This window comes from Saccharothrix algeriensis, assembly GCF_016907655.1.
In the GTDB taxonomy this organism is placed as follows: Bacteria; Actinomycetota; Actinomycetes; order Mycobacteriales; family Pseudonocardiaceae; genus Actinosynnema; species Actinosynnema algeriense.
This window is the reverse complement of the sequence record NZ_JAFBCL010000001.1, coordinates 4,357,670-4,375,398: the sequence shown is the minus strand read 5'-3', so window position 1 is coordinate 4,375,398 and position 17,729 is coordinate 4,357,670. Positions and strand designations below refer to the sequence as shown.

General features: G+C 73.6%; 16 protein-coding genes. 5 read left to right on the top strand and 11 right to left on the bottom strand.

What is annotated here, in order from left to right; genetic code table 11:
* Positions 1-257 precede the first annotated feature (257 nt).
* The 5 genes from prmC to rpmE all read right to left on the bottom strand — a co-directional run bounded on the left by prmC (position 258) and on the right by rpmE (position 5,101).
* A complete protein-coding gene (gene prmC, locus JOE68_RS20000; RefSeq protein WP_204843819.1) occupies positions 258-1,115 on the bottom strand; it encodes a peptide chain release factor N(5)-glutamine methyltransferase in 858 nt (285 codons plus the stop codon).
* 18 nt (positions 1,116-1,133) lie between these two features.
* Complete coding sequence (gene lpdA / locus JOE68_RS19995) at positions 1,134-2,519, bottom strand: dihydrolipoyl dehydrogenase (protein WP_204843818.1); 1,386 nt, start codon at positions 2,517-2,519, stop codon at positions 1,134-1,136.
* A 10-nt stretch (positions 2,520-2,529) separates the two neighbouring features.
* A complete protein-coding gene (locus tag JOE68_RS19990; RefSeq protein WP_204843817.1) occupies positions 2,530-3,729 on the bottom strand; it encodes an acyl-CoA thioesterase/bile acid-CoA:amino acid N-acyltransferase family protein in 1,200 nt (399 codons plus the stop codon).
* Between the two features lie 18 nt (positions 3,730-3,747).
* On the bottom strand, positions 3,748-4,803 hold the full coding sequence (gene prfA, locus JOE68_RS19985; protein WP_204843816.1) for a peptide chain release factor 1: 1,056 nt from the start codon (positions 4,801-4,803) through the stop codon (positions 3,748-3,750).
* A gap of 82 nt (positions 4,804-4,885) precedes the next feature.
* On the bottom strand, positions 4,886-5,101 hold the full coding sequence (gene rpmE / locus JOE68_RS19980) for a 50S ribosomal protein L31 (protein ID WP_204843815.1): 216 nt from the start codon (positions 5,099-5,101) through the stop codon (positions 4,886-4,888).
* A gap of 245 nt (positions 5,102-5,346) precedes the next feature.
* Between rpmE and JOE68_RS19975 the strand changes: the two genes are divergently transcribed.
* The 3 genes from JOE68_RS19975 (at position 5,347) to JOE68_RS19965 (ending at position 6,989) form a co-directional block, all read left to right on the top strand.
* On the top strand, positions 5,347-5,757 hold the full coding sequence (locus JOE68_RS19975; protein WP_307819771.1) for a hypothetical protein: 411 nt from the start codon (positions 5,347-5,349) through the stop codon (positions 5,755-5,757).
* Between the two features lie 150 nt (positions 5,758-5,907).
* Positions 5,908-6,399, top strand: coding sequence for a winged helix-turn-helix domain-containing protein (locus JOE68_RS31910; RefSeq protein ID WP_204840485.1), 492 nt, complete (start codon positions 5,908-5,910; stop codon positions 6,397-6,399).
* On the top strand, positions 6,378-6,989 hold the full coding sequence (locus tag JOE68_RS19965) for a transposase (RefSeq protein WP_307819415.1): 612 nt from the start codon (positions 6,378-6,380) through the stop codon (positions 6,987-6,989). The genes JOE68_RS31910 and JOE68_RS19965 overlap by 22 nt, the downstream gene beginning before the upstream one ends.
* Before the next feature lie 599 nt (positions 6,990-7,588).
* On the opposite strand, the gene rho is transcribed toward JOE68_RS19965, so the two are convergent.
* From rho to JOE68_RS19935, 6 genes are all read right to left on the bottom strand, one after another.
* Entirely contained in the window at positions 7,589-9,658 is a 2,070-nt protein-coding gene (gene rho / locus JOE68_RS19960; protein ID WP_204843814.1) for a transcription termination factor Rho, read from the bottom strand.
* A 345-nt stretch (positions 9,659-10,003) separates the two neighbouring features.
* The gene (gene thrB / locus JOE68_RS19955; RefSeq protein WP_204843813.1) at positions 10,004-10,879 is read right to left on the bottom strand and encodes a homoserine kinase; all 876 of its coding nucleotides are present in this window, start codon (positions 10,877-10,879) and stop codon (positions 10,004-10,006) included.
* Positions 10,876-11,979, bottom strand: coding sequence for a threonine synthase (gene thrC / locus JOE68_RS19950; protein WP_204843812.1), 1,104 nt, complete (start codon positions 11,977-11,979; stop codon positions 10,876-10,878). Before thrC ends, thrB begins: the two co-directional genes overlap by 4 nt.
* Positions 11,979-13,292: a homoserine dehydrogenase gene (locus JOE68_RS19945; protein ID WP_204843811.1), complete on the bottom strand. Its 1,314-nt coding sequence runs from the start codon at positions 13,290-13,292 to the stop codon at positions 11,979-11,981. The genes thrC and JOE68_RS19945 overlap by 1 nt, the downstream gene beginning before the upstream one ends.
* Position 13,293: 1 nt before the next feature.
* Positions 13,294-14,718 carry a diaminopimelate decarboxylase gene (gene lysA / locus JOE68_RS19940; RefSeq protein ID WP_204843810.1) on the bottom strand — a complete coding sequence of 475 codons (1,425 nt, stop codon included), beginning with the start codon at positions 14,716-14,718 and terminating at the stop codon, positions 13,294-13,296.
* On the bottom strand, positions 14,718-15,971 hold the full coding sequence (locus JOE68_RS19935; protein ID WP_204843809.1) for a DALR anticodon-binding domain-containing protein: 1,254 nt from the start codon (positions 15,969-15,971) through the stop codon (positions 14,718-14,720). The genes lysA and JOE68_RS19935 overlap by 1 nt, the downstream gene beginning before the upstream one ends.
* Positions 15,972-16,167: 196 nt before the next feature.
* Here JOE68_RS19935 and JOE68_RS19930 point away from each other — a divergent pair, with 196 nt between their 5' ends.
* Together JOE68_RS19930 and JOE68_RS19925 are read left to right on the top strand one after the other, a co-directional pair.
* Positions 16,168-16,992 carry a thioredoxin-like domain-containing protein gene (locus JOE68_RS19930; protein ID WP_204843808.1) on the top strand — a complete coding sequence of 275 codons (825 nt, stop codon included), beginning with the start codon at positions 16,168-16,170 and terminating at the stop codon, positions 16,990-16,992.
* A gap of 2 nt (positions 16,993-16,994) precedes the next feature.
* Positions 16,995-17,693, top strand: coding sequence for a DUF305 domain-containing protein (locus JOE68_RS19925; RefSeq protein ID WP_204843807.1), 699 nt, complete (start codon positions 16,995-16,997; stop codon positions 17,691-17,693).
* Positions 17,694-17,729 lie beyond the last annotated feature (36 nt).

Here is a 17,729-nt window from a genome sequence, read left to right as displayed (position 1 = left end):
AACTGCCCCGGAACCCTGAGCGGACCCGTCCGGCAGGCAGGCGGAAACGCCCGGTGGCACGAGCGGACGCGTCCCGGCGGGGAAAACCCCGGCGGACGTGCCCACAAGGCGGCCGAGCGCGCCTCAGCGGGCAGGAAGGCGCGTCCCGGCGAGCCGGGCGGACCCGCGGGTCGGCAGCGCGAGCGGATCGGGTCCGACGCGCGGTGGCGAAGCGCGAACGGGTCAGGTCCGGCGGGCGGTGGCGAAACGCGAGTGGATCAGGTCCGGCGGGCGGTGGCGAAGCGCGGGCGGCCGGCCAGGTCGGTGTGGTCGGCCACGTCGGTCAGCACGCGGCGGGCCGACAGCAGGGCCGGCACCGCCACCGCGTGCGTGTCGTCGTGCTCGACCGCCACGTGGCCGCCGGACTTCAGCAACCGCGCCGCGACGCCCACCACGTGGCGGATCACGTCCAACCCGTCCGGCCCGCCGAAGACCGCCGCGGGCGGGTCGTGCTCGGCCACCTCGGGGGGCACGGGGGTGCTGTCGGGCACGTAGGGCGGGTTGCACAGCACGAGGTCGACCGCGCCGTCCAGGTCGGACAGCACGCCCGGCGCGGTCACGTCGCCGGAGTGCAGGTGGATGGGCCGGTCGCCCGCCGCGGCCCGGGCGTCGGCGTTGCGCCTGGCCCAGGACAGGGCCACCGGGTCGCGCTCCACGGCGTGCACCACCGCGCCCGGCAGGCGGTGGGCCACCGCCAGGGCCAGCGCGCCCGAGCCGGTGCACAGGTCGACCACCACGGGGTCGGCGCCCACCGCGGACAGCGCCCACTCCAGCAGCAGCTCGGTCTCCGGCCGCGGGATGAACACGCCGGGGCCCACGTCGAGGTCCAGGCCGCCCAGGTGCGCCCAGCCGGTGAGGTGCTGCAGCGGCACGCGCTTGACCCGCGCCCGCACCAGCCGGTGCAGCGCCTCGACCACCGGCGGGTCCACCAGCGGGATGAGGGGCAGGCGGGAGCGCTGCACGCCCAGGACGTGGGCGGCCAGCAGCTCCGCGTCCGCGCGGGGGCTGCCGACCCCCGCCGCGGCCAGCATCCGTTCGGCTTCCAGGACGGCCAACCGCAGCGGGTGTCGGGTCATGGTGGGTGAGCCTAGGGGCTAGAAGTTGATCATGTGCCCGGCCAGGCCGTGCACGGCCTCCTTGACCGCCTCGCCCAGCGTCGGGTGCGCGTGGACGTTGCGGGCCACCTCGTGCACCGTGAGGTCCCACTGCTGCGCCAGGGTCAGCTCGGGCAGCAGTTCGGTCACGTCCGGGCCGATCAGGTGCCCGCCGAGCAACTCGCCGTGCTTCGCGTCGCTGATCAGCTTCACGAAGCCCGTCGAGTCGCCGAGGCCGTGCGCCTTGCCGTTGGCCGTGAACGGGAACTTCGCCACCTGGACGTCGAAGCCCTTCTCGCGGGCCTGCGCCTCGGTGTAGCCGAAGCTCGCGACCTGGGGCTGGCAGTAGGTCGCCCGCGGGATCATGACGAAGTCCAGCTCCATCGTCTCCGCGCCGGCGATGGTCTCCGCCGCGATGATGCCCATGGACTCGGCCGTGTGCGCCAGCATCAGCTTCGCCGTCACGTCGCCGATGGCGTAGAGGTGCGGCACGTTGGTCCGACCGCGACCGTCCACGGCGATCGCGCCGCGCTCGGTCAGGGCCACGCCCGTGTTCTCCAGGCCGTAGCCCTCCACGCGCGGCTGGAAACCGATGGCCTGCATGACCTTGTCGGCTTCCAGCACCTCCTCCTCGCCGTCCTTGGAGATCGTGACGCGCACCTTGGAGCCGGTGTCGTCGATGGACTCCACGCGCGTCCCGGTGCGCACGTCGATGCCCATGCGCTTGTAGCGCTTGGCCAGCTCCGTGGACACCTCGACGTCCTCCAGGGGCACGATGCGGTCCAGGAACTCCACGATCGTGACCTTGACGCCGTAGTTGTGCAGCACGTAGCCGAACTCGACGCCGATGGCCCCCGCGCCCGCGATGACGATGCTCTCCGGCAGCTCGGACGAGAGGATCTGCTCCTCGTAGGTCACCACGCGCTCGGACAGCGACGTGCCGGGCAGCAGGCGGGTGTACGCGCCCGTGGCGATGATCGCGTGGTCGAACGTGACCTGCTCGTCACCCACCTGGATGGTGTTCGCGTCGACGAAGGACCCACGACCGTTGTACTCGGTGATGCCGTTCTTCTTCATCAGGAAGTGCACGCCCTTGACGCGCCCGTCCGCGACCTTGCGGCTGCGCTCGTAGGCGGCGCCGTAGTCGAACTGCACCGAGCCGTCGACCCGGATGCCGTAGGTCTTCTGCTCGTGCTTGAACAGGTGCGCCAGCTCGGCGTTGCGCAGCAGCGCCTTGGAGGGGATGCAGCCCACGTTCAGGCACACCCCGCCCCAGTAACGCTCCTCGATGACAGCCGTCTTCAGCCCCAGCTGGGCCGCGCGGATCGCGGCGACGTACCCGCCTGGCCCCGCACCGAGGACCACGACGTCGAAGTGTGCGCTCATGAAACACACACTAGGTGCCCAGTTGGTCGGAGAAGAACTCGATGGTCCGGCGCCACGCGTCCGCCCGCGCCGCCGCCGTGGCGGCCGGTGTGCCGCCCGCGGCGAGCCGGGCGCCGAGACCCCGGGTCACCAGGTCCGTGGCGGGCCGGTGCGGCGCCCCGGCGATCAGGTGCCCGGCGTCCGGGTACACCACGTGCTCGTACCGGAACGGGTGGCGGTGCTCCGCCAGCCGGCGCTGCGCCACCTCGCTCAGCTCGGCGCTCGGCCGGACCTCGTCGCGCCCGGATGAGAGCAGCAGCACACCGCCGGCGACCCGCTCGACCGGGATCTCGGCCGCCTCCGGGATGCCGTCGGACAGGTCGACCACCGGCCGCAGCCGCACCGGCTCGCCGGCCACGACCGCGCGCCGCAGCTCCTCGGGGACGTAGTGCGGCAGGTACGGCAGGGGGCGGCCCCGCCACGTCCACGCCGCGACCTCCGCCGACAGCTTCTCCAGCAGGCGCTTGCCGGGCCCGATGCCCTGCGTCACCACCCCGCCGCCCACGACGCTGACCACCGCCCGGACCGCCGGGAACGCGGAGGCCGCCAGGAGCGCCAGCTCCCCGCCCCGCGACGCGCCGAGCAGGCCGACCCGCCCCGCGCGCTCGCGCAGGAGGTCGACGGCCCGACCGACGTGCTCCAGCGGGACCTCCACGAGGTCGTCGGGCAGCCCCGGCGCGCCGGTGCAGGGCAGGGCGAGCGTCGTGAAGCCGTGGCCGGCCAGCAGGGCCGCGTCGCGCTCGGGCCGCCCGCCGTCCTCGCCGCCCAGCACGACCACGCCGGGCCGGGCGGCGCCGTCGCCGGGTCCGAACAGGACGGCGGACAGGTCCGGCGCCTCGGTGCGCTCGATCCCCTCGGGAACACCCGGACGAGTGATCTCGACCGGCTCGGCGCCGGTCGCCTCCAACCGGGTCGGCCCGGGCCGCTCCCCGGTCGGCGCCAGGGACCAGAACAGGCCCATCGGGTCGACCCCGGAGTAGCTGCCGGACACCGGGGCGTGCCGGGTCAGGTCGACCACGCCCCGGTCGTCGGCGCGGAAGACGGCCTGCGCCGCCAAGTCGCCGGTGGTGGCGCGGACGGTGGTCTCACCGCCCGGCTCCAGGCCGACGACGCGCAGGTCGAGGGTGCGGTCGAGCGGGGCGCACCGCGGGTCCACCAGGATCTCCGCCATCGCGCGCCCTCCCGTCAGTCACCCGCCGGCAAGCCGTTCCGCCCGGTCGGCCGCCGCCAGCGCGTCGAGCACCGCGTCGAGGTCGCCGTCCAGGACCTGGTCCAGGTTATGCGCTTTGTACCCGACCCGGTGGTCGGAGATGCGGGATTCCGGGAAGTTGTAGGTCCTCACCCGTTCGGACCGGTCCACGGTGCGGATCTGCGTGCGCCGCGCGTCGGAAGCCTCCTGCTGCGCCTTCTCCTCGGCCAGCGCCTGCAGCCGGGCCTGCAGGACCTGCATCGCGCGCGCCTTGTTCTGCAACTGGCTGCGCTCGTTCTGGCAGGAGACGACGATGCCCGTGGGCAGGTGGGTGATGCGGACCGCCGAGTCGGTGGTGTTGACGCTCTGCCCGCCCTTGCCCGAGGAGCGGAACACGTCCACCCGCAGGTCGTTCTCGTCGATCTCGATCTCGACGTCCTCGGTCTCCGGGAACACCAGGACGCCGGCCGCGCTGGTGTGGATGCGGCCCTGGCTCTCGGTGACCGGCACCCGCTGCACGCGGTGGACGCCGCCCTCGTACTTCAGCCGCGACCACACCCCGTCCGGCGAGTCGGTCCGCGCCTTGATGGCGACCGTGACGTCCTTGTAGCCGCCCAGGTCCGAGTCGGTGCCGTCGAGCACCTCGGCCTTCCAGCCGTGCCGCTCCGCGTACCTCAGGTACATGCGCAGCAGGTCGCCCGCGAACAGCGCGGACTCCTCGCCGCCCTCGCCGGACTTGATCTCCAGGACCACGTCGGCGGAGTCGTGCGGGTCGCGCGGCAGCAGCAGCTCGGTCAGGCGCTCCTCGATGCGGGGGATGCGCTCGGACAGCTCGTCGGCCTCGGTCTGGAAGGCCGGGTCCTCGGCGGCCAGCTCGCGCGCGGCCTCCAGGTCGCTGCGGGCCTCGCCCAGCTCGCGGGCGGTGCGGACGATCGGGGTCAGCTCGGCGTAGCGCTTGCCGAGCTTCCGCGCGCCTGCCTGGTCGGCGTGCACCGAGGGGTCGGCGAGCTTGGCCTCCAGCTCGGCGTGCTCGGCGAGCAGTGCTTCCAGGGTCACGTTCGGCGCTCCGGTCTCGACGGTGGCTGGTGAGACGACGACGGCGCCCACCCGGTTTCCCGGGTGGACGCCGTCGGTTCGGCTACTTGCCCTTGCGCTTGCCGTAGCGGGCCTCGAAGCGCGCGACCCGGCCACCGGTGTCGAGGATCTTCTGCTTGCCGGTGTAGAACGGGTGGCAGTTCGAGCAGACCTCGACGTGGATGGAACCGGAGGTCTTGGTGCTGCGCGTGGTGAAGGTGTTCCCACAGCCGCAGGTGACCTCGGTCGTCACGTACTCGGGGTGAATACCGGTCTTCAACGTCTTGTCCCTCTCTTCGGTGGCCGCCGGGTCCTCGTCGTTCGCGGGAGGTGAACCGGAGCCGGACTCGACCTGACAGTCTGCCAGATGCCGTCGACGAGCATGTCAACGCGTTCCGGACCTGGGATGTTCCCGTGTCCGAGCTCACGACCGCTCGCCGCGCGCGGCCGACCACTCGGCGCACCGGGCAACCGCTGGACCACGGCGCGCGTCACCCGCCTGCTGCCACCCGCAAGACTGAACCCGTGTTGTCGTGCACCCCCGGACGCCCGCTGCGGTTGACCACGTGGCTGGCCGTGCCGTTCCTGTTCGGCAGCGCCGTGCTCGGCCTGATCGGGCTGACCGGCCTGCTCCTCGGCGGCCCCCGCGACGTCACCCTGGCCAGCCCGCTGTTCGGCGCGGCGGTCGCGGTGGGCGTCGGCTCCAGCAGCGCGGTGACCTGGCGCCACGACTGGCAGCGGGTCTGGCTCCGCTGGGGTTACCTCACGACGTGGCTGGCGACCGGCGTCCTGCTCGACGGCCTGCACGTGCCGGCCGCCGCCACGACGGCCGTCGGCCTCCCCGTGCTGGCGTTCCTCGTCGCCGAGTGCGTGGCCGAACGGCGCCGCGTGGCCGATGACCCCGACGAGGGCATGACCCACGCCGGCACCTGCTGACCCCACCCCGAACCGCCCCAAAGCGCTCCAGCCGTTCGCGCGCCCGCACAGAAGCCGGCCTTCGTGTTCTCCCCGTACTGATCTTCAATTGTTGGGGTCTGTGGTGGCTTGTGTCGGTGGGTGGGGCTGTCCCGGGGGTACCCGTGGGGTATGCGCTATCCCGATGGTGGTGGCCTGACCGGACGGGAACGGGCCCGACGTGAGGCGGTGCGGATGCAGGCCGCCGACTGGTTCGAGCGTGGTGTGGGCGCCTGCGAGGTCGCTCGTGGTCTGCGGGTGTCGACCAAGTCCGCCTATGCCTGGCGGCGTTTGTGGCGTGCCGGGGGCCGGCAGGCCCTGCGCTCCAGGGGGCCGGGCGGGCCGGACTGCCGTCTGGACCGGGCCCGGCTCGACCGGCTGGTCCAGGCCCTGGAGCAGGGGCCGGCCGCCCACGGGTACACCGAGGATCGACGCTGGACCCTGGCCAGGGTCGCGGAGCTGGTCGCGCGGTTGTTCGCGGTGCGCTACACCCCGGCCGGGATGTCGCTGGTGCTGCACCGCATCGGTTACAGCCCCCAGGTGCCGGCCCGGCGGGCCGACCGCCGTGACGAGGCCGCGGTCACCGCCTGGCGGCGGGAGTCGTGGGCGCGGGGAAAACCCTAGCCGCGGACCTGGGCGCCTGGTTGTGCTTCGAGGACGAGACCGGCTGCAACACCCGCCCGCACAAGGCCCGCACCTGGGCAAGGCGCGGCCACACCCCGGTCCTGCCCTACTGGGCCGGTTCCCAGGGTCGGATCTCGGTGGCCGGCCTGCTCTGCGTCAAACCCGGCGAACGCACCCGGCTGCTGCACCGGGTGCTCGTGCACCACCGCCGCCGCAGCCCGCCGGCCCCGCGCAGCTTCCTCGAGCGGCACTACCTCGCGCTGCTGGACGACGCCCACCGTCGCCTGGGCGGCCCGATCGTGCTGATCTGGGACAACCTCGACCGGCACATCAGCGCCCGGATACGGCCCGCCCTCGCCGCCCGGGACTGGCTGCACGTGATCCGACTACCCGCCTACGCCCCGGAACTCAACCCGGTGGAAGGGGTGTGGTCACACCTCAAACGCGGTCTGGCCAACCTCGCCCCCGTCGGTCTGAACGACCTGGTCCCGATCGTGCGCCGCCGACTCCGCCTCATCCGGAACCGGCCCGACCTGCTCGACGGATTCCTCGCCCACACCGGCCTGACCCTCACCCCCGAACCAACCTGACCCCAACAATTGAAGATCAGTATGGCCTGCCCGGAGGGCTACCATGCTTTTCCTGGGGGTGCAAGCACGCTTTTCGCTTGCACCCCCAGGAAAAGCATGGTCGTCTTTGACAGGTCATGCGGGGGGAACACGACCGCTGTTTCTTTTCATTCTCCTTGGCGGCCTGCCTGTCCGGCGAGGACTCTTTTTCTTTTCAGCCTCGGGCGGTACAGCACCGAATCTCACCCGGATCCGTGCGTGACAGAGGTATGAAGAGCGGCCAAGAGGCCGCCAAGGATGACACAAAGACCAAGCTCAGGGCGTCGTGCCATCCCCGCATGACCTGGTCAAAGACAACCACATGTGTCAAGGGGAGATCGAATCGGGTGTGCGGTGACCGGGTGCCTCGATCTCCCCTTGACACATGCGGTTCGCTGCGCGCAGGCCATACGGGGATGACACGCAGCCCACACCGGGGTGCGCGCTGCGCGCGGCTTCAAGCCGGCTTCAGGACGGCGCGGTGTGATTCCAGAGCGGGTGGACTTGGTGGGTGGGCGGGCCTTGGACGGGGAAAGCCCGCCGACTCGGTCGGCGGGCTTTCCCGGTGACGGTCCGGTCGGTCAGTCGTTGTCCGCGCCGGGGGTCGTCTTGGCCACCTGCATCAGGAACTCGATGTTGGTCCGGCTCTTGCGGAGGCGGTCCAGGAGCAGGTCGATGGCCTGCTGGCTGTCGAGCGCGTGCAGGACCCGGCGGAGCTTGTGCATGACCGCCAGCTCGTCCGGGGACAGGAGCAGGTCCTCCTTGCGGGTGCCGGACGAGTCCACGTCCACCGCCGGGAAGGTGCGCTTGTCCGCGATCTTGCGGTCGAGCTTGAGCTCGGCGTTGCCGGTGCCCTTGAACTCCTCGAAGATCACGCTGTCACCGGCCGAGCCGGTCTCCACCAGCGCCGTCGCGATGACGGTCAGGCTGCCGCCGCCCTCGATGTTGCGCGCCGCGCCGAGGAAGCGCTTCGGCGGGTAGAGGGCCGTGGAGTCGACACCACCGGACAGGATGCGCCCGCTGGCCGGCGCGGCCAGGTTGTAGGCGCGACCCAGGCGGGTGATCGAGTCGAGCAGCACGACCACGTCGTGGCCCATCTCGACCAGGCGCTTGGCCCGCTCGATGGCCAGCTCGGAGATCGTCGTGTGGTCCGACGGCGGGCGGTCGAAGGTGGAGGCGATGACCTCGCCCTTCACCGACCGCTGCATGTCGGTCACTTCCTCCGGGCGCTCGTCCACCAGGACCACCATCAGGTGGCACTCCGGGTTGTTCTTCGTGATCGCGTTCGCGATCGACTGGAGGACGGAGGTCTTGCCCGCCTTGGGCGGCGAGACGACCAGCGCGCGCTGCCCCTTGCCGATCGGCATCACCAGGTCGATGACGCGCGTCGTCAGGATGTGCGGCTCGGTCTCCAGGCGCAGTCGCTCGTTCGGGTACAGCGGCGTCAGCTTGGTGAAGTCGGGGCGGTTGCGCGACTCCTCCGGGTCCAAGCCGTTGATCTTGTCGACCCGGACCAGCGGGTTGAACTTCTGGCGCTGCTGCTCGCCCTCGCGCGGCTGGCGGACGGCGCCGATGATCGCGTCACCGCGTCGCAGGCCGTACTTGCGGACCAGCGACAGCGACACGTAGACGTCGTTCGGCCCCGCGAGGTAGCCGGACGTGCGGACGAACGCGTAGTTCTCCAGCACGTCGAGGATGCCCGCCACCGGGAGCAGGACGTCGTCCTCGCGCACCTCGGTGTCGGCGCCGCCACCCGTGCCGTCGCCGCGCCCGCCGCGCCGGCGGCGGTCGCGGAAGCGGCGACCGCGGCGACCGCCCTCTTCGTCGTCGTCGTCCTGGACGTTCTGGGCGCCCTGGCGGTTGCGGTCCCGGTCGCGGCCTCCGTCGCGATCCCGGTCCCGATCGCGGTCCCGGTCGCGGCGGCTGCCCCGGTCGTTGCGGTCGCCCCGGTCCTGGCGCTGTTCGCGCTGCTCACCGCGGTCCTGGCGGTCGCCCCGGTCGGACTGGCCCCGGTCGGACTGGCCCCGGTCGGACTGGCCCCGGTCGGACTGCCCGCGATCGGACTGGCCCCGGTCGGACCCGGCGCGGTCGGGCGCGGGGCGCTCGCCGCGGTCGGGCTGCGGCTGGGCGGGCGCGTCGGCGCCCGGCTGGCCGCCCTCCGGGCTGCCCGCCGGGCGGTTGGCGGACCGGCGGCGGCGGTTGCCCCGCCGGCCGCCCTCCTCCTCGACGGCGGGCCGCTCGGCCACGTCCAGCTGCTGCTGGACCGGCTTCTCGACCGCCCTCTCGGCGACGGGCTCGGGCGCCTGGGCGACGGGCTTGTCGGCGGCGGGCTTGTCGACCGCGGGCTTGTCGGCGGCGGGCTTCTTCTCGGCCTTCGGCGGCGTCGCGGCACTGCCCCGACCGGAGGTGCCGCCCTGCCGCTCCTTGATGGCCGCGATGAGGTCGCCCTTGCGGAGCCCCGCGGTGTCGGTGAGGCCGAGCTGGCCGGCCAGCTCGCGCAGCTCGGCGAGGACCATTCCGGAGAGGCCGGCGCGCTTGCGCGGCGGGGCGCTGCCGTTCGAAGGGGTGGTCAGAGCGTTCTCCTCGGCTCCGGAACGGGCGGCGTCGGGAGCAGCAGGAGCTTCGCTGCTCAGCACATCGGTGTTGCTCACACATGTCCTTCCTGACCGGACCGCGCCTCCTACGCGGCCCAGCGGACCTGCCGTCCGACGGAATGCGGACAGGCAGTTCGCCTGCGTCTCGGAGGACCTCGTCGTCGCGACAACGCGCACGAATGCGGAGTCCACCGGCACGAGACGTTCTCGGTCACACGGCGAGCGGGTGCCTTCCAGCGCCGACCCCGTCCGTACGGCACAGGGCCAAGTCACTGGAGGAATGCGATCCGGAGCGAGTGTCCGGGCACCACACCGGCGCCCGTGCGCGCGGTGACTGATGGCCCCGAGGGTAGACGCCGGTCCGGCCGGGTGCAACAACCGAAGCGCGGCGCGTCGCCGCGCTCAACCGAGTGGCGCAACGCGGACCCCCGCCGCCTCGACCGGCACGTGGTGCGCGGTGAACCCGCCCACCTCCACCTCCTCGGGCAGCTTGCCGTCCTCCGGCAGGGCCAGCACGGTCGGCCCCGCGCCCGACACCGCCGCCGCCACTCCGGCCTCCCGCAGCGCCCTGACCAGGGCGAACGTCTCCGGCCAGGCCGGTTCGCGGTACGGCTCGTGCAGCCGGTCGTCCAGCGCGTCGACCAGCAGCGCCGGGTCCGCGGTCAGCGCGTGGACGGCCAGCGCGGAGCGCGCGGCGGCGAACGCGGCGTCCGCGTGCGGCACCGAGGCGGGCAGCAGGCCGCGGGTCGTGGTGGTGGAGGACTCCTGTTCGGGGACCAGCACCACCGGGGCGAGCGCGGGGTGCGGCTCCAGGCGGACGGCGTGGAACCGCTCGCCCCGGGTCCACGCCACCACGACGCCGCCGAACATGGCCGCCGCCGCGTTGTCGGCGTGGCCCTCGAACTCCGCGGCGAGCTGCAACGCGCTCGTGTCCAACTCGTGCCCGGCCAGCGCGTACGCGGCGGCCACGCCCGCGACCACCGCGCCCGCCGACGACCCGAGGCCGCGCGCGTGCGGGATCGCGTTGCGGCAGCGCAGCCGCAGCCCGGGCACGTCCGCGCCCAGCCGCGCGCAGGCGGCCCGGAAGGCCCGGACCACCAGGTGCGAGCCGTCGCGGGGCACCTCGCCCGCGCCGGCGCCGGACACCTCGACCACCAGGCCGTCCCGGCGCACCTCGAACTCGACCTCGTCGTGGATGCCCAGCGCCATGCCCAGGGCGTCGAACCCGGACCCGAGGTTGGCGGTGGAGGCGGGGACGGTGACCCGGACGCCGGTCATGCCAGCTCCAGCGCCGTGGCGACCGCGCCGGGGTCGACCGGGACCGGCTCCACCTCGGCCACGCCGAGCAGGGCCGTGTCGGGGTCCTTCAGGCCGTGGCCGGTGACGGTGCACACCACGACCGACCCCCTGGGCAGCCGGCCGTCGGCGGCGGTGGCGAGCAGGCCGGCGACGCTGGTCGCGGACGCGGGCTCGACGAAGATGCCGTCGCGGGCGGCCAGCAGGCGGTAAGCCTCCAGGATCTTCTCGTCCGTGACGGCCTCGAACAGCCCGCCGGACTCCTCCTTGGCGGTGACCGCGCCCGCCCACGAGGCGGGGCTGCCCACCCGGATGGCGGTGGCGATGGTCTCCGGCTCGGCGACCGGCCGGCCGAGCACCAGCGGCGCGGCCCCGGCGGCCTGGAAGCCGAACATGCGCGGCGTCGAGCCGACCACCCCGTCGGCCGCGTAGTCGGCGTAGCCGCGCCAGTACGCGGTGATGTTGCCGGCGTTGCCGACCGGCAGGCAGTGCACGTCCGGCGCGCGGCCGAGGACGTCGCAGACCTCCCACGCGGCGGTCTTCTGGCCGACCAGCCGGACCGGGTTGACCGAGTTCACCAGGGTGATGGGGTACTCGGCGGAGGTCTTGGCGGCCAGTTCGAGGCAGTCGTCGAAGTTGCCGTCGATCTGCAGGATCCGCGCGCCGTGCGCGACCGCCTGGGCGAGCTTGCCCAGGGCGATCTTGCCGCGCGGCACCAGCACGGCGGCGGCGAGCCCGGCCTTGGCCGCGTAGGCGGCGGCGGACGCGGAGGTGTTGCCGGTCGACGCGCAGATGACCGCCTTGATGCCGCTGGCCAGGGCGTGCGTCATGGCCACGGTCATGCCGCGGTCCTTGAACGAGCCGGTCGGGTTCGCGCCCTCGACCTTGACGTAGACCTCGCAGCCGGTCACGTCGGACAGGTGGTCCGAGGCCACCAGCGGCGTGCCGCCCTCGTGCAGGGTGACGACCCGCGCACCCCCGGGGAGCGGGATCCGGTCCGCGTAGGCGCGGATGATCCCCGGCCACCCCGGCCGCGCGGCCACCCGGTCGTCGGCACCGCCGAAGGTCGCTTGGACTGCCATCACTCTTCGCCTTCCACCCGCATCACGCTGACCACTTCCCGAACCACGGGCAGTCCGCCGATTTTGTCCACGGTCGACCGCAGTGCCGCGTCGGTCGCGGCGTGGGTGACGATCACCAGGCCGGCGTCGTCGACCCGTCCCTCCTGCCGGACCACGGCGATGCTCACGTCGTGCTCCGCGAACACCGCCGCGACCTGCGACAGCACACCTGGCCGGTCGGCCACGTCGAGGCTGATGTGGTAGCGGGTGGGGGCCTGGCCCATCGGCCGCACGGGCAGCGCCGCGTACGCCGACTCGCGGGGTCCGCGCCCGCTGACCACCCGGTTGCGGGCCACGGCGACGAGGTCGCCCAGCACCGCGCTGGCCGTGGGCGCGCCACCCGCGCCCTTGCCGTAGAACATCATCTCCCCCGCCGCGTCGGCCTCCACGAACACCGCGTTGAACGCGCCGCTCACGCCGGCCAGCGGGTGCGTGCGGGGGATCATCGCCGGGTGCACGCGCACGGAGATGCTCTCGCCGGCGCCCGGCTCGCCGGACTCCGAGCCGTCCACCCGCTCGCAGATGGCCAGCAGCTTCACGACGCGCCCGAGGCCCTTGGCGGCGGCGATGTCGGCCGCGCTGACCGACGCGATGCCCTCGCGGTGCACCTCGGCGGCGGTCACCCGGCTGTGGAAGGCCAGCGACGCCAGGATCGCGGCCTTGGACGCGGCGTCGAAGCCGTCCACGTCCGCGGTCGGATCGGCCTCGGCGTAGCCCAGGCGGGTCGCCTCCTCCAGCGTCTCGGCGTAGCTCGCGCCGGTCGAGTCCATGCCCGAGAGGATGAAGTTGGTCGTGCCGTTGACGATGCCGGTCACGCGGGTGATCCGGTCGCCGGCCAGCGACTCGCGCAGCGGGCGCAGCAGCGGGATCGCGCCCGCGACGGCCGCCTCGAAGTACAGGTCCGCGCCGGAGGCGTCGGCCGCCTCGAACAGCTCGCCGGAGTGGTCGGCGAGCAGCGCCTTGTTCGCCGTCACCACGGACTTGCCCGCGCGCAGCGCCTTGAGCAGCCAGGTCCGGGCGGGCTCGATGCCGCCGACCACCTCGACCACGACGTCCACGTCCGACTCGACCAGCGCGTCGACGTCGGTGGTGAGCAGCTCCGCGGGCACCTGGCGGTGCTTGTTCGGCTTGCGCACCGCGATGCCGGCCAGCTCCACGGGCGCGCCGACCCGCGCGGTCAGGTCCGGCGCCTGGTCGGTCAGCAGCCGGACCACCTCGGTGCCGACCGTGCCGCAGCCCAGCAGCGCGACTTTGATCGGTTTCTGGCCAGGCACGTCATACCTCCAGGCGGAACAGGTCTTCCTCGGTCTCCCGGCGCAGCAGCAACCGGGACCGGCCGTCCGCGACCGCGGCGAGCGCGGGCCGGGGCAGCCGGTTGTAGCCGCTGGCCATCGAGTAGCAGTACGCGCCGGTCGCGGCGACGGCGATCAGGTCGCCGGGCGCGAGGTCGTCGGGCAGCCAGCAGTCGCGCACCACGACGTCGCCGGACTCGCAGTGCTTGCCCACGACCCGGCAGAGCACGGCCCGCGCGTCGGGCTCCGCCGGGCGCGACACCAGCCGGCAGTCGTAGACCGCGTCGTAGAGGGCGGTGCGGATGTTGTCGCTCATGCCGCCGTCGACGCTGACGTACCGGCGGGTCGCGCCGGCGTCGAGCTGCACGTCCTTGATGGTGCCGACCTCGTAGAGCGTGACGGTGCCCGGTCCGACGACGGCCCGGCCCGGCTCCACGGCGATCTTGGGGACCGGCAGGCCGGCGTGCTCGCACTCCTTGGCCACGATGGCGTGCAGCTGCCGCGCCAGCTCGGCGGGCGGCGGCGGGTCGTCGTCGGCGGTGTAGGCGATGCCGAGGCCGCCGCCGAGGTCGACGGTGGCCACGTGCTCCAGGACGCCGTCGCCGTGCTCGTCGCGCAGCTCGGCGAGCAGGCCGACGACGCGGCGCGCGGCCACCTCGAACCCGCTGGCGTCGAAGATCTGCGAGCCGATGTGGCTGTGCAGGCCGATCAGGCGCAGGCCCTCGGACTTGAGCACCCGGCGGGCCGCCTCCGCCGCGTCGCCCGACGACAGCGAGAAGCCGAACTTCTGGTCCTCGTGCGCGGTCGCGATGAACTCGTGGGTGTGCGCCTCCACGCCGACGGTGACCCGGATCATCACCGGCTGGACGCGCCCGCGCTCGCGCGCGAGCTGGTCCAGGCGGGCGATCTCGTGGAACGAGTCGAGCACCACCGCGCCCACGCCCGCGTCGACCGCGGCGGCCAGCTCGGCGACGGACTTGTTGTTGCCGTGCAGCGCGATCCGCTCCGGCGGGAACTCCGCGCGCAGCGCGATGGCCAGCTCGCCGCCGCTGCACACGTCGATGCTCAGGCCCTCCTCGGCGACCCAGCGGGCCACCGCGACGGACAGGAACGCCTTGGACGCGTAGTGCACCTGCGCCGGGTCGCCGAACGCGTCGGCGTGCTCCCGGCAGCGGGACCGGAAGTCGGCCTCGTCCATCACGAACAGCGGCGTGCCGTACTCCTCGGCCAGCGCGCGCACGTCCACGCCGGCGAGGGTGACCGCGCCGCCCGCGCCGCGGGCGGCGTTGCGCGGCCACACCCGCGGGTGCAGCTCGTCCAGCTCGTCCGCGCCGGTCGGGCGGTGGCCCGCGGTGTTCGCGGGCACCAGGACGTCGGCGTGCCGGGGACCGGCCGGGTGGGCGCGCATCACACCCGCTCCGGAGCGCTCACGCCCAGCAGGTCCAGGCCGCCGGCGAGCACCTGGCGCGCGGCGGCGCACAGGTTCAGCCGTGCGCCCTGCGCCTCGGTCGGTTCTTCGTCCCCTCGTGGCAGCACCCTCAGCTCCGGTGTGTCGTGGAGGCGGTGCACAGCGCCCGCCAGTTCTTCCAGGTACCGCGCGACCCGGTGGGGTTCGCGCGACTCGCCCGCCGCGGCCACCACGCTCGGGAACTCGCCGATCACGCGGATCAGCTCGCCCTCGCGGTCGTGCCGCAGCAGGTCGAACGAGTCGTTGGGCGCCAGGCCCAGGTCGGCCGCGTTGCGCAGCGCCGAGCAGGTCCGCGCGTGCGCGTGCTGCACGGGGAACACCGGGTTCTCGTCGGTGCGCCTGCGCAGCCGGGCCGGGTCGACGTCCAGGGCGGAGTCGGCCGGGGAGCGGGTCAGGGCGTACCGGGCGGCGTCCGCGCCCACCGCGCCCACCAGGTCCCGCAGGGTGACCGCGCCCGGCCGCGCCGGCCCGCCGACCAGGTTCGCCGGCCGGACGGTCAGCACCTCGACGGTCGCCGGGTCGTCGCCCGCCGCCGCGGCGGCCCCGACGCGGTCGTCCGCGCCCCGCAGGCAGAGGCGCAGGTCGGACCCGTGCGCCCGTCCGCCCGGGGAGCGGCCGGCGTCGCCGGCGCCGAAGTCGCGCCCGGTCCCGTCGAGCGCCGGGTCCGCGCCGGGCCGGCGGGCCGCCCCGTCGTCGGAGCGGCGCCCGCTCGTGACCTCCGCGCCGTTGGCGGCCAGGACGCGGCCCAGCGCGTCGGCCACCGCCGCCCGCCGGGCGTCGCCCGGGTGGAGGGGGTCGGCGGGGTCCGCGGGGGCGAGCACCAGGTCGACCCGGACGCCGGCCAGCCGGTCGCCCCGCCCGTAGGCCCCGCCGGCCGCCAGCGCCTCGCGGACGACCTCGCCCCGCGCGGCGGCGGCCAGGCGGAGGTTGAGGAAGCCGGGCCCGGCGACCTCGGCCGAGGCGACCGCGCCGGTGCGGACCAGCGCGTCGGCCAGCCAGCCGGCCAGGTCGCGCGGCCCGACGCCGAGCCGGCCCGCGGTCCGCAGGGCCAGGCTGGTGGCGTAGTCGCCGTGCTCGGGGTTGCGGGGGCGCTCGAAGGTCACCGCGGGCAGGGCCGCGGGGTCCAGGCCGCGCGCGGCCAGGACGTCCACGGCCGTCGCACGGGCCAGCGCAGCGAGCGCAGCGGGAGTCACCCGTCAAGTCTAGGGAAGCGTTCCCGCTGGTCTCGACCGGGATGGGCGTCCCGAGGAGTGGGAGCAGCCGGCGGGAGCGGCCACGCGCGGTAACTGTTAACGGCCACCGGCGGTGAACGTCAGTTGACGGCGACCAGACACGGTGTCCCTACACTGGCCTGCGGCACGGGGGTAGGACGACTGACCTGAGGCGGACATGACCAGCGGCAAGAAGACTAAGGCCGCGCGCTCCAGCGTGGCGGCGGCGCGGTCCTCGGTGGTGGCGAAGAAGCCGAAGCCGTGGGGCACCATCATCGCGGTGATCGCCGTGCTGGCGCTGGCGGGAACGGTGTTCGGCTACGCCTACTCGCAGATCTCGGAGCAGAACCGGCGCGAGGCCGCCCTGGCGAAGTGGACCCCCTCCGAGGAGAACAAGGACCCGTCGGAGCAGATCGCCGGCGTGGTCAAGCAGGACTACGAAGAGGGCAAGCACGTCCAGCCGACGCAGCGCGTGGCCTACGACCACTCGCCGCCCTTCGGCGGTCCGCACGACGGCGCGTGGGCCAACTGCACCGGCATCGTCTACGCCAAGCCCGTGCGCACCGAGAACATGGTGCACTCGCTGGAGCACGGCGCCATCTGGATCGCCTACAACCCGGACCAGGTCTCCGGTGACGCGCTGGACAAGCTCAAGCGCCGCGCCGACGGCCAGCAGTTCACGATGCTCTCGCCCTACCCCGGCCTGGACAAGCCGATCTCGCTGCAGGCGTGGGGCCGCCAGCTGAAGGTGGAGAGCGCGGACGACGAGCGCATCGACCAGTTCATCCAGTCGCTGCGCCGCAACCAGTACACCTACCCGGAGATCGGCGCGGCCTGCGACTCGACCACGTTCGACGTGGACAACCCGCCGCCGTTCGTGGCCGAGAAGCCGGGCGCGGACGCCGTCCCGATGGACGGCGGCACCGTGGACCAGGCGGAGACCGGCGGCACGTCCGGCGCGATGGAGCCCAGCCAGGCGCCGTCGACCCAGCCGAGCAGCTGACCTTGACCGAGCAGGACGCCGAGCAGGACACCCGGCAGGACGCCGGGCAGCACCGGGGCGTCACCGCCACGCGGGCCGTCGTGGTCACCGTGGCGGTGCTCGCCGTGCTGCTGCTCGGCGCGGCGGTGGGCCTGCTGATCAAGCTGCCCGGCTCCGACACCTCCGCCGCGCCGGCCAAGGACTCGGTGGACGTCGGCTTCGCGCAGGACATGGCGGTGCACCACCTCCAGGGCGTCACCATGGCGAACACCGCGCGGGACAAGACCACCGACCCGGCGATCCGGCAGCTGGCGTTCGACATCGAGTCGACCCAGGTGGAGCAGGTCGGGCGGATGAAGGGCTGGCTGACCCTGTGGGGGATGCCGGAGCAGTCCGCCGACGGCACGCACATGGAGTGGATGGACTCCTCCTCGCACCACTCCTCCTCGAACGCGGGCACCACCGGCCTGATGCCGGGCATGGCGACCTCCGAGGAGCTGGCGAGGCTGCGCTCGCTGTCGGGGACCGAGTTCGACGTCTACTTCCTTCAGCTGATGCTGCGGCACCACCAGGGCGGCGCGCCGATGGCCGAGTACGCGGCCACCCACGCCGGCGTCCCGGTGGTCCGGACCCTCGCGGGCAACATGCTCAAGTCGCAGTCCAGCGAGGGCGAGTACATGAAGCAGCTGATCCAGGAACGCGGCGCGGCGCCGCTGCCCTGATCGGGGAGCGCGGCGCCGGCCCGCCCGCGCCCCCCG